At 40.9% G+C, this 19126-nt stretch carries 16 protein-coding genes; 5 read left to right on the top strand and 11 right to left on the bottom strand.

All coding sequences use genetic code 11. From position 1 onward, the window contains the following. Positions 1–14 precede the first annotated feature (14 nt). A complete protein-coding gene (thrS, locus tag CK503_RS09600; RefSeq protein ID WP_095606595.1) occupies positions 15–1961 on the bottom strand; it encodes a threonine--tRNA ligase in 1947 nt (648 codons plus the stop codon). 203 nt (positions 1962–2164) lie between these two features. On the opposite strand from thrS, the gene CK503_RS09595 reads away from it, so the two are divergent. Then, positions 2165–4636 (top strand): PAS domain-containing sensor histidine kinase, encoded by a 2472-nt coding sequence (locus CK503_RS09595; RefSeq protein WP_095606594.1) that lies wholly within the window; start codon positions 2165–2167, stop codon positions 4634–4636. Positions 4637–4686: 50 nt separating this feature from the next. On the opposite strand, the gene CK503_RS09590 is transcribed toward CK503_RS09595, so the two are convergent. Beyond that, positions 4687–7395: a UPF0182 family membrane protein gene (locus tag CK503_RS09590; protein ID WP_095606593.1), complete on the bottom strand. Its 2709-nt coding sequence runs from the start codon at positions 7393–7395 to the stop codon at positions 4687–4689. Between the two features lie 217 nt (positions 7396–7612). On the opposite strand from CK503_RS09590, the gene CK503_RS09585 reads away from it, so the two are divergent. After that, positions 7613–8257 carry a SatD family protein gene (locus tag CK503_RS09585; protein ID WP_095606592.1) on the top strand — a complete coding sequence of 215 codons (645 nt, stop codon included), beginning with the start codon at positions 7613–7615 and terminating at the stop codon, positions 8255–8257. Further along, positions 8254–8991, top strand: a complete 738-nt coding sequence (locus tag CK503_RS09580; RefSeq protein WP_095606591.1) for a hypothetical protein — start codon at positions 8254–8256, stop codon at positions 8989–8991. The genes CK503_RS09585 and CK503_RS09580 overlap by 4 nt, the downstream gene beginning before the upstream one ends. A 693-nt stretch (positions 8992–9684) precedes the next feature. Here the strand turns inward: CK503_RS09580 and CK503_RS09575 are convergent. The 8 genes from CK503_RS09575 to CK503_RS09540 all read right to left on the bottom strand — a co-directional run bounded on the left by CK503_RS09575 (position 9685) and on the right by CK503_RS09540 (position 15840). Beyond that, a complete protein-coding gene (locus CK503_RS09575) occupies positions 9685–10527 on the bottom strand; it encodes a CvfB family protein (RefSeq protein ID WP_095606590.1) in 843 nt (280 codons plus the stop codon). A gap of 83 nt (positions 10528–10610) precedes the next feature. After that, the gene (locus CK503_RS09570; RefSeq protein WP_095606589.1) at positions 10611–11600 is read right to left on the bottom strand and encodes a metal-dependent hydrolase; all 990 of its coding nucleotides are present in this window, start codon (positions 11598–11600) and stop codon (positions 10611–10613) included. Between the two features lie 73 nt (positions 11601–11673). Further along, on the bottom strand, positions 11674–12021 hold the full coding sequence (locus tag CK503_RS09565; protein ID WP_095606588.1) for a cupin domain-containing protein: 348 nt from the start codon (positions 12019–12021) through the stop codon (positions 11674–11676). Positions 12022–12242: 221 nt separating this feature from the next. After that, on the bottom strand, positions 12243–13172 hold the full coding sequence (locus CK503_RS09560) for a matrixin family metalloprotease (protein WP_176466276.1): 930 nt from the start codon (positions 13170–13172) through the stop codon (positions 12243–12245). An 84-nt stretch (positions 13173–13256) separates the two neighbouring features. Continuing rightward, on the bottom strand, positions 13257–14015 hold the full coding sequence (locus tag CK503_RS09555; RefSeq protein WP_095606586.1) for a lytic murein transglycosylase: 759 nt from the start codon (positions 14013–14015) through the stop codon (positions 13257–13259). Positions 14016–14164: 149 nt separating this feature from the next. Next, complete coding sequence (locus CK503_RS09550; RefSeq protein ID WP_095606585.1) at positions 14165–14821, bottom strand: DsbA family oxidoreductase; 657 nt, start codon at positions 14819–14821, stop codon at positions 14165–14167. Positions 14822–15069: 248 nt separating this feature from the next. After that, the gene (locus CK503_RS09545; protein WP_095606584.1) at positions 15070–15279 is read right to left on the bottom strand and encodes a zinc ribbon domain-containing protein; all 210 of its coding nucleotides are present in this window, start codon (positions 15277–15279) and stop codon (positions 15070–15072) included. A gap of 81 nt (positions 15280–15360) precedes the next feature. Then, positions 15361–15840: an OsmC family protein gene (locus CK503_RS09540; RefSeq protein WP_095606583.1), complete on the bottom strand. Its 480-nt coding sequence runs from the start codon at positions 15838–15840 to the stop codon at positions 15361–15363. Positions 15841–16089: 249 nt separating this feature from the next. On the opposite strand from CK503_RS09540, the gene CK503_RS09535 reads away from it, so the two are divergent. Then, entirely contained in the window at positions 16090–17472 is a 1383-nt protein-coding gene (locus tag CK503_RS09535; protein WP_095606582.1) for a DNA recombination protein RmuC, read from the top strand. A 39-nt stretch (positions 17473–17511) separates the two neighbouring features. Then, the gene (locus tag CK503_RS09530) at positions 17512–18102 is read left to right on the top strand and encodes a hypothetical protein (protein WP_095606581.1); all 591 of its coding nucleotides are present in this window, start codon (positions 17512–17514) and stop codon (positions 18100–18102) included. 6 nt (positions 18103–18108) lie between these two features. On the opposite strand, the gene CK503_RS09525 is transcribed toward CK503_RS09530, so the two are convergent. After that, complete coding sequence (locus CK503_RS09525) at positions 18109–19014, bottom strand: anti-sigma factor family protein (protein WP_095606580.1); 906 nt, start codon at positions 19012–19014, stop codon at positions 18109–18111. Positions 19015–19126 lie beyond the last annotated feature (112 nt).

Raw genomic sequence — 19126 nt, 5'->3', positions numbered from 1 at the left:
AATCGATTTAAAATCTAATGTTCGGGAACTTCTTTGTTGTCAATCTCAGTAGTGAGATTAGAAAGAAATTTAGAAAAATCAAAAGTTCCAATATCTCCTTCTTTGTGGCGACGAACCGATACCGTTCCATCCGATTTTTCATCACCACCTACTATTAACATATATGGAATCTTGCTCGTTTCAGCATCTCGAATTTTTCCACCCATTGGCTCACTACGAGTGTCAACCTCAACGCGGACATCGTTCTCTTTTAACTTCGAAGCACATTTATAGGCATACTCATTAAAATCATCAGAAACAGGTATAATCTGTACTTGTTTAGGAGCCAACCACACGGGGAAATCACCCGCAAAATGTTCTATCAGGATGCTGGTAAATCGTTCCATGGAACCAAATGGCGCACGGTGAATAATGACCGGACGATGTTTGTTGTTATCAGATCCCACATAGGTTAGGTCAAAGCGTTCGGGCATTACATAATCTACCTGTATAGTGCCCAGCTGCCACTTTCGACCAATGGCGTCACGGATAATGAAATCAATTTTGGGTCCGTAAAAGCTTGCTTCGCCCCGGGCAACTTTGTAATCCAGATCCATTTCATCGGCAACCTCTTTAATTTCACGTTCTGCCCGGTCCCAAAACTCCTCGGCACCGCCATATTTATCTTCATTGTCATCACGGTAGGAGAGGCGGATGTCCACCGGCATTTCAAAAGTACCGAATACAAGTTCCGTCAATTCAATTACATTGATGATTTCATCTTTAAGCTGATCGTGCGTACAGTAGATGTGAGCATCATCTTGGGTGAATCCGCGAACGCGTGAGAGTCCATTTAATTCACCGGATTGTTCGTAGCGATACACACTTCCGAACTCCGCCAGTCGTAGTGGGAGGTCGCGATAACTACGCAGCTCGTTCGAGTATATCCGGTGGTGGTGCGGACAGTTCATCGGCTTAAGCAGGTAGCCTTCACCTTCTTCTCCCATTTCAATGGGATTGTATTGCGACTCTCGGTAATAGGGGAAGTGACCTGAAGTTCGGTACAATTCCAGATTTCCAATATGGGGTGTGATGACTTCTTGATAGCCCCGTTTTTTTTGTTCTTCACGCAGAAACGCTTCAAGAGTACGTCGCAAAACGGTACCGTTGGGCAACCAAACCGGTAAGCCCTGACCCACCATCTGGTCGATCATATAAATACCGAGCTCTTTCCCCAGCTTTTTGTGATCTCGTTTTTTGGCTTCTTCCACTTGTTCGATGTACTGGTTGAGCAGCTTCTGCTTGGGGAAGGAGATACCGTAAATTCGTGTAAGCTGTTCGTTGTTTTCATCCCCCCGCCAATACGCTCCGGCTAAACTGGTTAATTTAACTGCTTTAATACGACCGGTATCAGGAATGTGCGGACCACGACAGAGATCGGTAAAATTACCTTGTTCATAAAAGGTGATATTGCCATCTTCGAGATTTTCAATAAGTTCAACTTTATATTCATTACCAACATCTTTATAAAAATCGAGGGCATCATCTTTAGAGATTGGCTTGCGAGTGAACTCATTTTTCTCACGTGCCAGCTCGATCATTTTATTCTCGATCTCTTCAAGATCATCCTGACCAACAGCTTGATCTCCAAAGTCGATATCATAATAAAAGCCATTTTCTACGGGCGGGCCGATAGCAAACTTCGCGTTCGGATACAGTTCTTGAATAGCTTCGGCCAAAACATGGGCCGAGGAGTGCCAAAACGTATATTTGCCATCTTCACTATCCCAAGTGTTAATTGTAATTGTACCGTCGCGGTTAATGGGACGATCTAAATCCATAATATCATCGTCCAGGGTAATGCTGAGCGCTTCACGCGCTAAGCCTTTCGAAATAGATTCTGCAATTTCACGTCCGGTTATTCCTTTAGGATACTTTTTTTCATTCCCGTCTGGGAAAGTAATGGTTATCTGTTCAGCCATTAAGAGAAAATATACGTTTAGAAAGAGTTAATACTTGTAATGAAGCTTCTAAAGATATAAAATTTACTAAACAGGCACAGAGGCATTTTAAGTTAATTGATAAAATGAAAGTATGGGTTTTAATTATTGTTATAGAATTATAGATTATCACCGATAATAACGGTATGGATGGCATATTTTAACAAAGAAATGGTACTATAGAGATGGACAGGGATTACGCTTCATTCTTTGATGATCAACCTATATTTATTCTCGATCATAAGTCGTTAGCAATTTTAGACATTAACAAGGCGGCAAAAGAATGTTATGGTTATTCTCGAGAGGAATTCCTTTCGATGGATGTCTATGACCTGGGAGACAAGAAAAAAAGAGTTGAGTTAATCGATGAATTATCGGATGAAACTAAAAGCGTAGATAAGATTTGGATTCAACATACCAAGGATGGAGATACGCTTTATGTTCAATTTACCTATCATACTTTCTATCATAAGGGTAGGCCTGCCAAAATAGCTATTGCTCATGACGTTAGCGAGTTAGTTCAAGAGAACGAGGTTCGACGTACAGCTTTTCCAAAATTTATTACTCACGAGTCAAATTATCCGCTGGCACGAATAGAATGGGATGCCGACAACAAAATTAAGGACTGGTCTGAAAAGGCCGAGGAACTTTTTGGATGGCGTGAAGATGAAGTTATTGGGTGGGATAACTTTGTGGATGAGCTAATTGTGGATGAAGAAATAGATCAGGCAAAAAGCAATCTGCAAAAAGCTATTGCGAATCAGAAAACGCATTATTCAGTAGAGGGAAAATCGGTAACGAAAAGTGGAGAAACAATCTTCTGTGAATGGCACAATTCTTTAATTTATGATGAGAATGGTGACCTTCACTCGGTGTATTCTCTTGTTTCGGATATCACTGAGCGTAAAGAGTCTCAAGATCTTTTCCGAAAACTATCCGAAAAATCGTTGGTAGGTGTATTTCTTATACAGGATGGCAAGTTCAAGTATGTTAATCCGAGATTTGCAGAAATTTTTGGATATGAGCAACAAGAAATAATAGAAGAATTTCATCCCCGGGATCTTACTCACCCTGATGATAGGGCTCTGATTATTGCTAATATGAGGGATCGCCTCAATGGAAATCCCGAGGCCGAAGAGGAGTATGAAGTTAAGGGAGTCACTAAGGGCGGGCGTGTTATAGTTACAAGTATATATGGTTCCAAGACGATGTACCAGGGGAAACCTGCGATTGTAGGTACGCTGGTCGATATTACCAAAGATAAAGAGATCTTTCGCAAGTACCGTTCCAGTGTGGAGACGTTTCAAAACCTCTTTGATTCCATTAGTGATGCCGTATATATACAAGATAGCAAGGGACGTTTTCTCGAGGCAAATTGCGGTGCGGTGGAGATGTATGGATATGACCAATCCTATTTTATCGGTAAAAAACCGCAGGTGTTGGCTGCACCCGGGAAAGTTGATATGGATAAAATGAAAACCCATATCCAGAAAGCTCTTGATGAGAAAACAGAAAGCTTTGAATGGTGGGGAAAGCGTAAAAATGGAGAAGTGTTTCCGCAGGAGGTTGTCATTAGTAAAGGCAGTTATTTTGGGGAAGATGCTGTAATAACTATTGCTCGTGATATAAGTGAACGCTTTGAAGCCGAGGAAAAGCTGCGAAAAAATGAAGAAATGTTTCGTCAACTGTTTCAAAATTCTCCTATTTCTATTGCACTATTGGATAAGCGACAGGAGATTAGGCAGGTGAATGCGGCTTTTAGTGAAACCTTTGGTTATGGAACTGATGAAATTAAAGGTCTCAATATTGATCAGCTTATTGTTCCTGAGCACGAGAAAAAAGAGGCGCTTGAAATTTCAAATACTATTTTTGAGGGTAAGCCGGCCTTCCACTCGGGTAAACGATTGTGCAAGGATGGAAGCTATGTTGATGTACTAATCTATGGCGTTCCGGTAATTGTAAATGACAAAACAGTCGCTATTTTTGGGATTTATGTGGATATAAGTGAACGAAAGCAGGCTGAGGAGAAGGTTAAAAAATCTCTGAAAGAGAAAGAAGTGCTGTTAGCAGAGATTCATCACCGCGTGAAAAATAATTTAGCAGTTATTACCGGGCTGCTCGAGCTGCAAGCGTTTAATACCAGCTCACAAGAAGCAAAGGATGTACTTGAAATTAGCCAGATGCGGGTGAATTCAATAGCCTTGATTCATGAGAAGCTTTATCAAAATAAAAACTTATCGGAAATTGGCTTTAAACAATATCTGGAAGAATTAACTGATGTAATTTTGTCTTCGATGAGCACATCAAAAACTGAAATCGATGTTTGTATGAATGTTGATTCCGTCAACCTTACGGTAAATCAGGCCATACCGTGTGGACTCATTTTAAATGAGATTATTACGAATACGTTTAAACATGCCTATCCCGAAAAAGAAAAAGGCAAAATTGAAATCAATTTGAATAGAAGAGGTGACGACGTTTATCTTTCTATTCTTGATGATGGTATTGGGATACCGGAAGAGGTGAACCTTGAGAAGCCAAAGTCATTGGGTATTAAATTAATACGCACACTCTCGAAGCAATTGGATGCCGAGGCTGAATTCAGCAATGAAAAGCCAGGCACAAAATTCGCGTTACAGTTTACTTTAGAGAGTTAACCAAACAATAAATCGCCGAGAATAAATCTCCCGGCGATTTTAGGTTCTGCCTACTTGTTAATTTGATCTTCGATTTCTTTCATTTTTCTGCCGAACTCTTCCCAGTTTCCATCTTGAAGCGCTTCTTGAGCCTCGTTCCATAGGGTTTGCAGCTGCGAATAATCTTGCGTTACATTTGCTGTGGGTTGTTCGGGCGGGGCTGTAGTGGTATCAATTTCTGCAGTGGCAATGCGTTCATCACGTTTGCCATAGAGTGCTTCAATAGATTGCCAGAGCGTGGGCTGCATGGCAATTTTTTCGCCTGTTGTAGCAATAACACGCTGCAGCTGCGGGATATCGACTCCTTCGGCAATAAGAAAGACCGGCTCTACATAGATGAAGGAATCCTCGATCGGAATTACCATCAGGTTACCACGAATAACCCGTGATCCTCGCTGATCCCAAAGCGCCAGCTGACGTGAAATTTCGGTATCCTGATCGATACGTGCCTCAATCTGGGCCGGACCCAAGATAAGGCGATCTTTGGGTAATTGATAAACCGATACTTCTCCATAATTGGGATAATCCGAATTTGCGGCCATCCAGCCGATCATATTGTCACGGTTGTTCGGCGTCAGCGGACTAATCAACAAGTACTGCAGTTCTTGTTGATCCGGAAGCTTTGTAAGGACATAATAAGGTTCCATTTTGATAGATCGACCGCCATACTTTTCATTCGGTCGGGTCCACAGGTCTTCATTATTGTAAAATACCTGAGGATCGGTCATATGATATTTGTTGTACTTATCTAACTGAGCCTTAAAATAATAGATTGGATATCGAACGTGCTGTTTAAGCGTACCCGGCATATCATCAATGGGCTGAAACATATTTGGGAAAATATCCTCATACATGTTCAATATGGGATCGTTTTCGTCGGAAACATAAAACTCTACCGAGCCGTTATAGGCGTCTACAACTACTTTAACCGAATTTCGGATATAGTTAAAGGAATTGTTAAAAGGTTCGGCATACGGGAAATTAGAAGAGGTCGTATAAGCATCCTGAATCCAGTATAATTTACCCTCATCTAATACTATATAGGGATCATCTTCCATTCGCAAGAATGGGGCAATATTTCTGACACGCTCCTGAATACGCTTCCAGAAAATAATTTTACTGTCATCTTTTATGTAATCAGTCAGCAGGATGTTGATATCCCCGAAATTCCAAGCAAAAAGAAGGCGCGAGAAAATATTACCGATTGGCACGCCACTGGTTCCTTGATAATTGGTATATACATTTTGGTCTCCCTGGGGATAGTCGAGCTCCCGTATATTCGTATTGACGATTTTATAGTCGTCGTTGTGTTCTCCGTAATATATGGCCGGTTGATCAATCTCCAGTCCTATATCACTTACCGGCGGAATATCCTTGATGGCAAGGCGGGGATCACCTTGCGAACCCTCTTGTGCTACTGGACTCATCACCAAGCCATAGCCGTGTGTATATTGCAATCTTCGGTTCACCCAGGTGTCGGATCCTTCGGGCATTTCCTCCGAAAGCTCACGTGCGGCTACCATCATTTGGAGGTATCCTTCATTGGTTTGATAGCGATCGACATCTACATTATAAAATTGGTAATAAAGCCTGATTTCCTGCAGTTGGCGATACGTTTGTATCAACAGCCGTGGATCCCAGAGACGGATATTTTCAATGGTTTCTTCATTTTCTTCAATCGTAGGCCAGCCCATCTCTTCGGACGGTTGTGCGCTGTAGGGCTGTGTTTTCATTTTATCGAGTGCATAGGCCTTGCGGGTTTGCTCAATACTGTGCTCGATATATGGTTCTTCAAGCTGTAGCTCACTGGGTTGTACTATAAACTGTTGAACCATGCCCGGTAATAATCCATTACCTATTACGCCAATTAAAATAGTTCCGGCAGCGGCGTAGATGATCCATTTCAATCGATCTTTATATAGTTGAAAGAAGGAAAATAATCCCATTAGGAATGTGAGTCCACAAAGAAGCCAGATAACCGGTAATTTAATATTTATGTCTACGTAGCTGGCCCCATAAACTGCTCCGGTCGAGTTGTAAAGCAGATTGTATCGCTCCAGATAATATCCCCACGAAAGTAACAGAAACCAGATACCCAGGTTAATAAAAATATGTTTTTTGACATCTTTGCTGGCGCTCAAGCTACGTATCGATTGCAAAGATAAAGCGCCTGAATAAATATAGAGGATAATTACCCCTAAGGTGATAAAAAAGACCAGGGATGTTAAACTGTTTTGAATGAGCTCTAAAAAAGGCAGCCGAAAAATATAAAAGCCAATATCGTGACCGAAGATAGGATCAATCTGCCCGAACATTTCACTCCAGTGAAACCGAAAATAGGTATCCCAGCGCATGAAAAACGCCAGCGAAAAGAAGACACTTATTGCCGCGCCGGCACCGTAAAAAACTGTTTTAATTTTTTTGGAGTCAATCTCGTGCAGTTTTAGCTGAGCCAATGGGGACTGACCAAAATGCATGGTACTAAACTTCTTGCCCAATTTGCCCATATTTGGCAGTACATATAGCAAGGCTATAACCAGCGAAGAAATAAGAAGCAGAGCTTGAGTTATCTTGATGGTCCAAAATACCTGGTCGTATCCCAGGTTATCCAACCACATCCATTCAATGATCCAATCCGAAAACACTCCGATAAGTACTACTATAAGCAGGAGGGGGATAATAATCCGAAACAGTTTTGATGATCCTAACGACTTATTCATGTTGTATTTGTTAATCTCTGGTTTTATTTGCCACCGTTTATTTTAGGAAACGTAAAATAGCAACCATTTTATACAAATAAGAATTTCGTTGATAATTAAAATTTATTATCCAACTATGTTTTTAACTATAATGGCTTAAAATTTTATTATTAAACCACTTAGGTTAAAAATTGATATTTTAAACTGTTATGGTTATATATAGAAAAAAGAATATCGTATGGATAAACTACTGGTATTAATTGGAGATATAGAAGATTCTAAATCGGTTCAAGATGGGGATAGAGAGACTCTGCAAGAGGTATTGTCGGATAATCTGCAGGCTCTTAATGAGGAGTACAAGGAGGGTATTGTATCTCCTTATACAATTACGCTCGGGGATGAATTTCAGGCCGTTTTTGACAGCGCAGACGCCATTTTTGTGCAAATGTTGAAGATAATGTCTGCCATACATCCAATGGGCGTACGGTTCTCGCTGGCTGTGGGGGAGATAGATACCCCCATTAACAGCGAGCAAGCTATTGGGATGGACGGCCCGGCTTTTCATGAGGCTCGGAATGGAATCGAAATGCTTAAAGAAAGCGGATATATATTTAACATCGGCTTTGAGGATGAAGAATCACCTGGATTAAAAATCATAAACAACAGTTTACAACTTTTATCGGGACGAATAAGAGGATGGAACAAGAGACGTTTCATTATCTTACATATGATGAAGGAAGGGTATGACTATAAAGAAATTTCGGAGGCCCTGGAAATATCAACACCGGCTTTTTATAAAAATAAAGATGCCGGTATGCTGGATGTTGTGGAGGAATTGAGCGATAATATTACGGTGGTAATAAATCAAAAATTAAAATCATGAACTACGCTATATTTTTAGGGATCCTTAATCTAATTCTGCTGTCCAGGCTGCGCCTTATGTTACGGGATGATGGAATAACTCGATCAGACCTGTGGGTGATGACCATTATTCCATTATTGGGGCTACCATTTTTAGAGGTAAGCTTGGGTTGGATATTACTCGCTTTCTATTTAGTTGGTAATCCGGCCTTAATTTGGATGCTTGAAAAGCGGAAAAAAAGGCTAAATCGAAACCGCATATTGATGCTGATATTGCATATAATGTCGGTAGCTGTCTTATGTAGTCCCATATTTGAGTTATCAGCGAATGAGTTAGCAGCCAATCTTTTAGCTGGTATTAATGTAGTATTCTTACCCGGTATTGCTATAACTGATGGAACGGTAACCGCTGTCTATCTATTTATTTTTGGTTTTTTAATGGTACTTAATGAAACCAATATCATATTGCGGTATATATTAAAGCTGGTGGGATTAAAATCACTGGGTAAGACAGAAGAGGTTGATCAAAAGGAATACAACACGGGACGGATTATTGGATTACTTGAGCGCACCTTTGTATTTCTTTTTGTACTCTTAAATCAATTTGCGGCGATAGGATTTATTTTAGCTGCCAAAGGTGTTACGCGATTCAAAGATTTTGAAAGTCGCACCTTTGCTGAGTATGTATTGATTGGAACACTGCTTTCGGCACTCCTGGCTATGGGAATTGCTTTTTTGGTAAAGGTAGTTCTATAGTTGTAGGTAGGGCCCCAGGCTGGAAGGTTTTTTTAGATATCAAAAACGACTAAAAGTTGACGACAAAATACTCAAAAAGCATTTCTGAAAGTGATAGGCAATAAGATAAACAGGGGGGGGGGAGACCAACATAAAATAGAATAAACAGAGAGAATAGATCTTCTATTTTTTTCGAATACAATCCCCTTAAAAGTACCTTATAAAGGGATATTTGGAAAATTCATGTAAGTAAATGAAAATATTAACTTTATGAATAAGTCAGCAAGAAATATCGTCTATGACTGTTTATTAAGTAAAGTGTTATAAACTATTGCCTGCCAACAAAATAATTAATATATACTATAATATTTATACATTATTGTAAATGTTGTGCTGATCCTACTCTTTTGCTTAAGGAAATAGCAGAAATTGCCCACTCAATTATGAGCGTAATTGAGCCAATAGTCCTACAAAAAAAATACCAAAAACGAGGACAACGATTCCTTCCACGGTCATCAGGTGGGTGAGAACAAATTCAAGGCCTTTACCAATATAAGCTTCCAGTAGATTTAGCCATTTGTCAATCATAACTGCAGGGATCAATTTGGAGATTTAAAGTACCTGCATTATAGTCTACAGATTAAGAAATGTTCCCGCCATTAAGAAATAAATAAAAAGATATTCGGGTTATTAAAATCATACCTTCTGCAGGTATTACTCTTCCAGGTAAATACCGTCGTCTTCAATGCGGATAATATTCTTTTTATAGAGTCGACCGATTGCTTTTTTAAACGTCTTTTTGCTCATCTCCAATCGGTTGTGAATTTCTTCAGGATCGCTTTTGTCATGCAGATCCAAAAATCCTCCTACTTGTTGAAGTCGCTGTAAGATGAAATCAGCATTGGGACTCACTTTTTCATATCCGATGGGACGAAGGGTAACATCAATCTTGTTATCTTCTCTGATTTGCTTGATGTAGCCCGTCGTTTGTTCTCCGGTATAGATATCATGGTAGAACTCATTATGATAAACAAGCCCCTCATGTGTCTCGTTGATTACAACTTTATAGCCCAAGTCCGTTTTATCCCAAATCCAAAGATCTACTTCGTCACCCTCTTCGACAGTAATATTTTCGTTATCTAAAAACTTGTCCAGTTTTGCACTGGCTGCCAGTCGGTCGGTTTTATCATCCAGATACATATACACCAAGTACGACTGACCCTCGCGCATACTTCCAACCTGTTCACGGTGAGGCACAAAAAGATCTTTATCCAATCCCCAGTCGAGATACGCCCCGTGAAGGTTTGCATCTTTTACTTCCAAAAAAGCTAAACTGTTGAGCGTTATTTTTGGATCTTGCATGGTGGCGGTTAGACGCTCTTCACCATCCTTATAGATAAATACACGTACATTCTCTCCTTCCTGCAGGTCGCGAAAGGCCAGTTTATTGGGCAGGAGGACGTCATCATCACCGCGTGTGGATGTATTCTGAAGAAAGTAGCCGTATTCTGTAATGCGAGCTACGTTGAGCGTTTGGTAGGTGCCGAGATTGAACATGGAGGTTGTTGAAATGAGGGATAAAAAATGAATGAGGTAAGATAAGGGCCTTAGGTTTGATTCCCCAATACAAATTTTGCCGTTTACCTGTCCAATAGCATATCAAGATAAGCATTTTTAACAGCGGGCGATGCTTCGCGGAATGTTTTAAAGGGCGGATGTTTGTCGGGTTGCGTAGTATCTACTTTAATCCCCCAAAGCGGACTCATCTCCGTAGGGAGCATCGCATAACGTCCGTCGCCAATAACTTTTTTCTTATCGGGATGATGTATCAAATAGCCCTCTGAAAGCTTGTCAAATCGCTGAATATCCTTATAGATGGTAGTGCCTTCAAATTGGTTGTATTGTTGTTGCCAGTTGAGTAAGGGGGCCGATTCCCCGGGGTATATTTTGGGATTCAAGCCGAGGCGCACTCCACCGGCATATAGCGTGTCCCGGGCTTCATAGCGGATGCTCCATAGTAATTGATTGCCAAGTGTTGGCTTAACTACTAACCGTTCTATCTGATGATTCTGTTGCTCGGCGATAGTTTCTGCCACGGATTTACCACGGTGCTGCTGTATTACGGCAATAGATAGGTATAGGATAATCCATCCCCAGACAAACCAGCTTATTTCAGACTTCTTTTTGTAGAGTGCAAAAAAGACAAGTCCGAGAATAACCGCTGAGAATAGCGGGTCAAAAACAGAGATGAGATCCCATGAATAACGAGTATCTAAAAAAGGCCAGAGCAGCTTTGTCCCATAACTGGTAAAGGTATCCACAATACCCGCTGTGGCGTAGCCCAAAAAGCTGAGCGCATAGATCTTTTTGAATGACATCTTATTGCGAAAGAAATACCAAAGAAGTCCGGCGGCAATAAGAGCGCCCACGGGAATAAATATTAGGGAATGGGAAAACTGGCGGTGAAGCTCAATATTGAGCAGGGGATCGGCAGGATCAGTGATAAATACATCCAAATCGGCAAGCATGGCCGATACCAATCCAATGATAGCGGCTGGTCGTAACTGTTCTTTTGATACAACGGATTGGGATGCAGAGGCGCCAATAAGTCCGTGCGTAACGGGATCCATTCTTACGATCTGTGGTTAAAATTTTTGACGCCTAAGATACCAAATAAGGGGTAACAGATGAAGCGAACCCTTTTTATTCTTCTCCTGAACTGTTATTAATAAATAGAATGGTGACCAATAGAATAGTATCTCGGATAGCCCGAAGAGAATGCGATTGATTCCTTTTCAAGTACAGCCAGTCGCCACTGGTAAGCACATGCTTTTCGCCCTCAACGCTAAATTCGGTTTTTCCCTCTAAACATTGCACCGATATTTGTCCGTCGACGCTGTGTTCGGTGATATCTTTTTCTTTGGGGAGTACCATTCGTATCACCTCCATATCCTGCGTTTTCATCAACGCGAGGGTAGCGTCTTCAGGTAAATCGCTGGGCGGTGTATAAAGGTTTATAACTTCAGCGGGATTTATTTTTCGTTGAGCCATAGTTGATAGATTTCTTTGTCGGTCTGTTAACCCAAGTAATGTAACATGCAGTGAGACAACTGCAAAGGGAAGAGGCTAATTAAGATCGATTTCAAAGAGTTTATTTGGGTTACCGAATCGGGAATGCCGGCTCATTTAGGAAATCCAAAATTAATGATATGTCGTCTGGCGTAAATTTTTGGAATGCTAAGCGCTCCGTAGTGAAAATGTTCATGCGGGAATTACATGTTGCACTGTTTTTTGAGCACTGAAATATCTTCTTCTGTAAGCTGAAGGTTTGCCATATTTTGTGCATCCATCATTTTGTGCATAATGGATTTTGGGTTGTCGACATGATCTAACCCCAGAGCATGTCCCATTTCATGAGCGAGCACTGTTTTGAGCTGAGCACGACTGCCAAACTGGTAAATATTAACGGCCTGATTCTCCCCACGCTTTACATACTGTCCCTGATCAAATTTCCTGGGTTTACTAAAACGATTGTTATACTCTTCAATTAAGTTATTATGCTCCTTAATAAGAGTATTCAGCTGTTCTGTTTTGGCATTGGTTCGCTCTCTAAGTGATGCCAGATTTTGTTTCTCTTGTTTTAGATCCTCATCGATATTTTTCAGCTGCTGTTCAAGCTTGTTAAATTTATCTATTATTTCTGTATTTGCTTCTTTGCCATCCCATTTATTAGCTAAGTCATCATAGGTAGAAGCCGTTTTATTATAGGTACTAAGTGTTTGACGAACTTCCTGTTCTTTCTCTTTATATCGCTTTGAAAGTTGATCAAATACACGACGAGCAGTTTCTTCTTGCTGTTCTTTTGCCTTAATCCGATTGGAGAATTGGCGTTCGGCATCGGTTAGCTGTTGTTCTTTACTGTAGATCAGGTTAACAGATACGTTTCCCGATTCTGAAAAGTTTAGTACATTTCTACCTAATGCGGAACTCCAGAGTGTTTCTACTTCCTTTAGTACTTCAATAAGCTCTTGCTCTGAAACATCAAATCGGGAATCGATATCTCCAAGTTGATAGGTGAGTGCTTGTTGGCAGGGGGCAGACTTTGGAGGGTCGGTAACAGTGAACGTAAATCCCTCACTCAATACTACCCATCCACTGATGAAGGTTATAAGTAAAAGAGTGGAATAAAATTTTGCGTTCACAATGTTGGGATTCAACTTAAGATTGCGTTAAATATCCGGATATCAACCGGAAAATATAAAGCATACCAACCGGATACTTCTATGTTACAAATGTGCCTGTTGGGCAAGATCCAAAACAGCCTGAGTATATAAGCTGCTGGGATTGTATCGTAGGACGGCCGTCTCGATATTTCCTGTTCGTTCCTTAAAATATGCCAGGTAATTGCCGACGGACATGATATTATTATTCATATCAAAAATATCTTCCCCCACAAACCATTTATTAAGTGAATAGGGAATAAACTGAGCGTAGGCCATGGCTCCTGCGTAACTGGATTTTAGCTCAAAAACATCAATGTTGTTACGCTCTGTAAACTTAAGGAGTTCTACGATCTGGGCTTTGGCAAAATCTTGTCGATACCCCTTGGCATACATTGATACATAGGCATTGAATGGATTGTATGATCCTATATTCTTCCCGAAATCAGATTCAATACCAATAATAGCGGCAATGACGGTAGCCGAAATATCATATTGTTGTTCCGCTTTATTAAGCTGCTCGGAATGTTCTTTAATAAACTGATTTAACTGACGAGCCTTGCTCTCAAAACCAAGTATTTTTTTATATGAGTCAAGAGTATGCGATTTCTTTTCGGCTGATTTTTTAAATCGCTCTGCAATATCCTCATAAATTTGAAAGCGAGGGTCTTCCAACAGGTGATTAATATCAAATCCCTGTTCCTGCATATAGCTAACAAGCGTAGGCAGCTTCTCGGGTTTAGCGGTATCAGAAGCAAAGGTGGGTGTCGTTGTCAGCGAGAGTAAAATGTACACCAACAGTGCGTTTCGTTGTAATAGAATCATATGTCCGTCTGTAATAATTATAGCCTAATCTACTATAATAATAACAAATCTGATCCAAAAAGGAAGTTATTTTATAATTTCGTCCGAATGACGACTTCCGAATGTCCCACAATGTATTAACAGAATATGGACTAATATAAGTATTCGAATTATTCTCGGGGCTTCTCTTGAAGCTGTGCATTCCACGACTGTTTAAGAGCCTTCAAAAACACTTCAGTTTCACGGGCTCCCGACACGCCAAACTTTTGATCGAATAGAAAAAATGGAACCCCTGTAATATTGATATTTTGGGCCAGTTGGATATCGTGGTCAACAGCATTAGCATATTTGTCGCTCTCTAAAATACTTTGGGCCTCAGTGGGATCAATCCCGATGTCTTTGGCCAGTCCAATGAGTGTTTGATGGTCAGCAATATTTTTCCCGTCAGTGAAGTAAGCGTTAAAAAGTGCTTCCTCCATTTCATCGGCTTTTCCTCGGTCTTTGGAAAATTGGGCTAATCGGTGGGCGTCGTAAGAATTGGCGACCACAGCCTGATCCATGTTGTATTCCAATCCTTCATCGGCGGCCATATCGGTGACCCGTTGATTCATCTGCTGTGCCTGCTCGAGAGACCAGCCTTTGGCTTTAGCAAGGTACTCGTTAATGTTGGCATTGGGATCGGTTTCCATATCGGGATTGAGCTGAAAGCTGCGCCACTTTATCTTGACTTCATCAGCATATTCGAAGTTTTTCAGAGCGTTTTCGAAGCGCCGCTTTCCGATATAGCAAAAGGGACACATTACATCAGACCAAATTTCGACTTTCATAAAAATGATATCTTCCTTTTAAAATTACTTTTACATTAAAATAAACAAAATGCTACCCAAACCATTCATACAGAAAACGTTAAAATTACTGGAGGATTTAGGAGCGATGATATAGATAGTAAACTCATCAAAATGTGGTTTTCACGGTTGGATGGAGTATTAAGCTCCTGATGCATTTAACTTTTGGTGCTCTCCGTGGTATAAATTCACCGGTAAAAATGCTGGGAGTCGCCTACGTTCTCTGGAAATCAATTCCCAAAGAAATCCAATACATTATGCAGGGTACTGGTATCCGTTTTATACAGTTCAGTATATTGACATTTTGAGCAGGTAACGGTTGTAAACTTTTGGGTTTGAACGTTGAAGAATTTCGAGAAAAATCCACCGGTACCGGATACTTGACCGGTTTCAAAATTGTTATTTTGACATTTCGGGCACTGCCAGTTTCGATGTTGCATACCTCTTCATTTAAAGATTAAAATGTAAATGTGATCGGTTTCCTAAAATGAGATATTACGGAAATAGGATCGCGAAAGTTATTACATAGGTTTATTGCTCATTGATGATTCTATCTCCACTTTGGTTTTTACAGAGTTAGCAATAAAACATTTTTCGTCTGCGAGTTCATGAATGTTATGATGTTCTTCCACACTCGGAGCGTCGCTATATTTATAACTTACATGCGGGAACAGGGTGACTTGAGTAATAGCTTGTTTGTCCTGCTCATCTTTAGAAAGTATACCCGTTGCTTTATCTACATACTGCTCCACAACAAAACCCGCTTCAGCGGCAATGGATAAAAACCAGAGCATATGACAGCTTGAAAGCGCCGCCACAAAAGCTTCTTCAGGATCAACGGCTGAGGGATCAGATAAGGGCACAGGCACAATATCAGGTGAAGCAGACGCCCTGATGGTTTGTCCGCTGTCAAATTCCCATTGATGAACCCGTTTGTATTGATTGTCGGTGAAGGATTGCCCATCCCGTGACCAACTTACGGTGGTAATGTACTTAGCCATGAAATTTAATAATGGTTTTTATTACAATATTATAGATCAATAATAATAGTGGAACATGGTTGAAGCAAGACCGCTGTTATTTGTATGCCATCACGTTGTCACCATGTTTTTTTATTTAAACCACACTGGAAACTGGATGGCAGAACCATGATATTCCCTCCTGCGCTAAAGCTTCGGAGGGTTGGCTTCACAGATTCAGATAGATAGTTTCTAACCTCCAACTTTCAACCTCAAACCTCCAATACTCAGATGGAACTGATTTCGATACTATTTATCATCGTCGGACTTATCCTCGGCTACGCTATTGCTCATTTTAAGTATAAAAGCAGCCGGGCTTTGAGCCGGGAAGAAGCTGAAGCCTTGGAGCAGGAGCGTGAGCAAGCGCTGCAGACTATTTCTCGGCTTGAGGAGCGCAATGAAAATTTATCGGCACAGCTCAAGGAGACCGGGCAGGAAGAAAAACAGGCTGAACAGCGGGCGAACGAAGCTGAAAAACAGCTGGCTGAGCTTAATGCGGATTATCGTAATCTCAAAGAGCGCCTTTCTGATCAAAAGGAGGAGATGGAAAATCTGCAGGAACGCTTCAAGGATGAGTTTGAGAATCTGGCAAATAAAATTCTGGAAGAAAAATCGAAAAAGTTTACTGAGCAGAATAAAGAAAAGCTGGATCAGCTGTTGAAGCCGCTGGGCGAAAAGATGGAGGAGTTCAAAAAGAAAGTGGAAGAGACTCATAAAGAGGATATTGAGGGACGCAGTTCGCTGAAGCAGCATCTCGAACATTTAAAGGAGATGAACCAGCAGATGGCAGAGGAGGCCAAGGATTTGACTCGTGCATTAAAGGGGGATTCGAAGACACAGGGTAGCTGGGGCGAAGTAATACTACAGCGCATCCTCGAAAAATCGGGATTGACGAAAGGCCGAGAGTACGAAATACAGGAAAACCATCGCAGTGAAGACGGACGTAACTTGTATCCCGATGTGGTAGTCTATTTGCCTGATGAAAAAAGGCTGGTTATTGATTCAAAAGTTTCACTAAAGGCGTACGAACAGTTCAGCTCTGCCGAGGATGAGGAAGAGCGCCAGCGAGCCTTAAAACAGCACGTAAATTCACTTCGCAGCCATGTGAAGGGACTTAGCAGCAAAAATTACGAACAGCTGTATGGGGGAAATAGTCCCGACTTTGTATTGATGTTTGTGCCTATAGAGTCAGCCTTTGGAGTAGCCCTGCAGCACGATTCCAGCCTCTACTATGATGCTTTTGATAAAAATATTGTGATTGTAAGCCCCTCTACGCTGTTGGCAACGCTTGCGACTATCGACAGTGTTTGGAAGCAGGAATATCAGAATAAAAATGCGCAAAAAATTGCTGAACGCGGTGGCAAGCTGTATGATAAGTTTGTGCTTTTTGTAGAAAGTCTGGAAGAAATTGGTATGCGTATACGTCAATCGCAGGAAAGTTATGATCAGGCGATGAATAGGCTTAAAACAGGTCGCGGTGACTTGATTGGTCAGGCTGATAAACTGCGGAAATTAGGTGCCAATAACAGTAAAAAAATTTCCAGCAATCTGCTTGATCAGGAAGATGCTCCTGATGCTATCGGGAATGATGATTCGGAGACCGAAAGCGATTAATAGTTTTCTTTTTACGAAAAGCTTTTCATATTCTGCCTTATGCAAAAAACAATTCTTTTTTTCTGTTTCCTATTTGGAATATCATTTTCGGCAGATGCGCAAAGTGAGGTAAGTATCAATCGTCCCTTTGCCAGTGGCCAACAAAAAACGGTCTCCAAAGCTCGTAGTATTGCCCTAACGAATACGGTACTTTCTATTGGGTCGGGTATATCGGCTGTTGCATTTTTTGATAATAATACTATTCAAAAAACAGGTGCTTATCTTACGTTGTACGGAATTGTAGGAGGGGCATCAACCGGGAATTTTTACGCCGAAGATTATCCGCGAGGTGTTATCGGAATGGGTGCCAGAGCGGTAGGGACAATCCTGATGGTGGATGCTACCCGTGAGGTTTTTGGACATCGTTTTGCCAATACCTTAAATGTGGATAATGAAAAAGTATCGCTTACCGACACCAAAATGCTGATTGGGGAAGGACTTATCTTAGCCGGATTTATTTATAATATGATGAGCTTAAATACTTCGGTTCAGGAATATAATTCGGGAGGAAGAAATTTCTCAATTAATGTGGCTCCTACTGTTGTTGATGATAAAGTTGCTCCAGTCCTTACCGCAAGTCTTCGTTTTTAAAGGAGCTTAGTCATCTAACGACTCATATTCCAGTGGTTTAACAAGAGAGGCAAGGGTATTGCCGTCGTGATTGGAAATAGCTGAATACCAAATATTATTCCATTTCCAGGAAACAACGTGTTTGCCATTTACATTTCGGATATGAAAGTCACGTGATTTTGTGCATGCTTTTACAGCATCTTGGTCGCGCACCAGCTGACCAAATTGTTCCATCCTATCAATTTGAAAGGCGAAAATATAAATATACTGATCTTCTGCCGGCATATGGTATTCCAGCATTGGTGCTTTAAAATCGGGGACAAACTCTTGGTATACTACCCCTTTAAATTCGGCTTTACCCAATTCAGGAATAGTCATAGCCATATCATAATTTTGTGCCAGTTCAATTTCAGCCGAACCCAGGCTGGCTGTGGATATGGTAGGGGGGACCAGCTTGCCATCGTGTTTCATGAAGTGTTGGTAAGCATGTTTTTCGATATTGTAGGTAGGATTTTCACCCACCAAATTTCCGTAATTCAAAAAGCCCCATAAAGAAACAGTAAATACAACAACAGCAGCGGCGGCATAATACCACCATTTTGAATGTTGTTCAGAGGGATCCGAAATGTCAGGTTGATTTTGCTGACTTACAGATTTTTTGTTGGGAATCTCATAGATGGGCCCATCGGAAGCTGAAGTTTCAGAAGAGCAATATGCTGATAAGAAATCTTTTAACGAGTCGGGAGCTTTGGCACACGGACATCGATTACCCATAAGAGCTTTGATTCGTTTCATCGAATCATATTCTTGCTTTAACTCTTCATCGTGAGCAATATATGCCAGAAATGCATCGCGCTCCTCGGCATTAACTTCATTGTCAACTACTGGCGTTAAAAGCTCCAGTGCCTCAGATTTTGTTAATTTACCACTCATAATTTTGAGCTCATCCGGAAGATGTTTGAAAGATTTGCTTATAACCTACTCAATCAACACAGTCGACAAATATAGTGTTCCAATTCAAATTTAATTTTTATTACATAAAAGG

Origin of the sequence: Fodinibius salipaludis (assembly GCF_002287075.1) — a bacterium.
GTDB lineage: Bacteria > Bacteroidota > Rhodothermia > Balneolales > Balneolaceae > Fodinibius > Fodinibius salipaludis.
The sequence above is the reverse complement of the archived record's forward strand: the minus strand, read 5'-3'. Positions and strand labels throughout refer to the sequence as shown.

Bases quoted from the DNA above. Each gene is read 5' to 3' on its own strand.
- thrS (WP_095606595.1), bottom strand. From the start codon at position 1,961: ATGGCTGAACAGATAACCATTACTTTCCCAGACGGGAATGAAAAAAAG.
- CK503_RS09595 (WP_095606594.1), top strand. From the start codon at position 2,165: ATGGACAGGGATTACGCTTCATTCTTTGATGATCAACCTATATTTATT.
- CK503_RS09590 (WP_095606593.1), bottom strand. From the start codon at position 7,395: ATGAATAAGTCGTTAGGATCATCAAAACTGTTTCGGATTATTATCCCC.
- CK503_RS09585 (WP_095606592.1), top strand. From the start codon at position 7,613: ATGGATAAACTACTGGTATTAATTGGAGATATAGAAGATTCTAAATCG.
- CK503_RS09580 (WP_095606591.1), top strand. From the start codon at position 8,254: ATGAACTACGCTATATTTTTAGGGATCCTTAATCTAATTCTGCTGTCC.
- CK503_RS09575 (WP_095606590.1), bottom strand. From the start codon at position 10,527: ATGTTCAATCTCGGCACCTACCAAACGCTCAACGTAGCTCGCATTACA.
- CK503_RS09570 (WP_095606589.1), bottom strand. From the start codon at position 11,600: ATGGATCCCGTTACGCACGGACTTATTGGCGCCTCTGCATCCCAATCC.
- CK503_RS09565 (WP_095606588.1), bottom strand. From the start codon at position 12,021: ATGGCTCAACGAAAAATAAATCCCGCTGAAGTTATAAACCTTTATACA.
- CK503_RS09555 (WP_095606586.1), bottom strand. From the start codon at position 14,015: ATGATTCTATTACAACGAAACGCACTGTTGGTGTACATTTTACTCTCG.
- CK503_RS09550 (WP_095606585.1), bottom strand. From the start codon at position 14,821: ATGAAAGTCGAAATTTGGTCTGATGTAATGTGTCCCTTTTGCTATATC.
- CK503_RS09545 (WP_095606584.1), bottom strand. From the start codon at position 15,279: ATGCAACATCGAAACTGGCAGTGCCCGAAATGTCAAAATAACAATTTT.
- CK503_RS09540 (WP_095606583.1), bottom strand. From the start codon at position 15,840: ATGGCTAAGTACATTACCACCGTAAGTTGGTCACGGGATGGGCAATCC.
- CK503_RS09535 (WP_095606582.1), top strand. From the start codon at position 16,090: ATGGAACTGATTTCGATACTATTTATCATCGTCGGACTTATCCTCGGC.
- CK503_RS09530 (WP_095606581.1), top strand. From the start codon at position 17,512: ATGCAAAAAACAATTCTTTTTTTCTGTTTCCTATTTGGAATATCATTT.
- CK503_RS09525 (WP_095606580.1), bottom strand. From the start codon at position 19,014: ATGAGTGGTAAATTAACAAAATCTGAGGCACTGGAGCTTTTAACGCCA.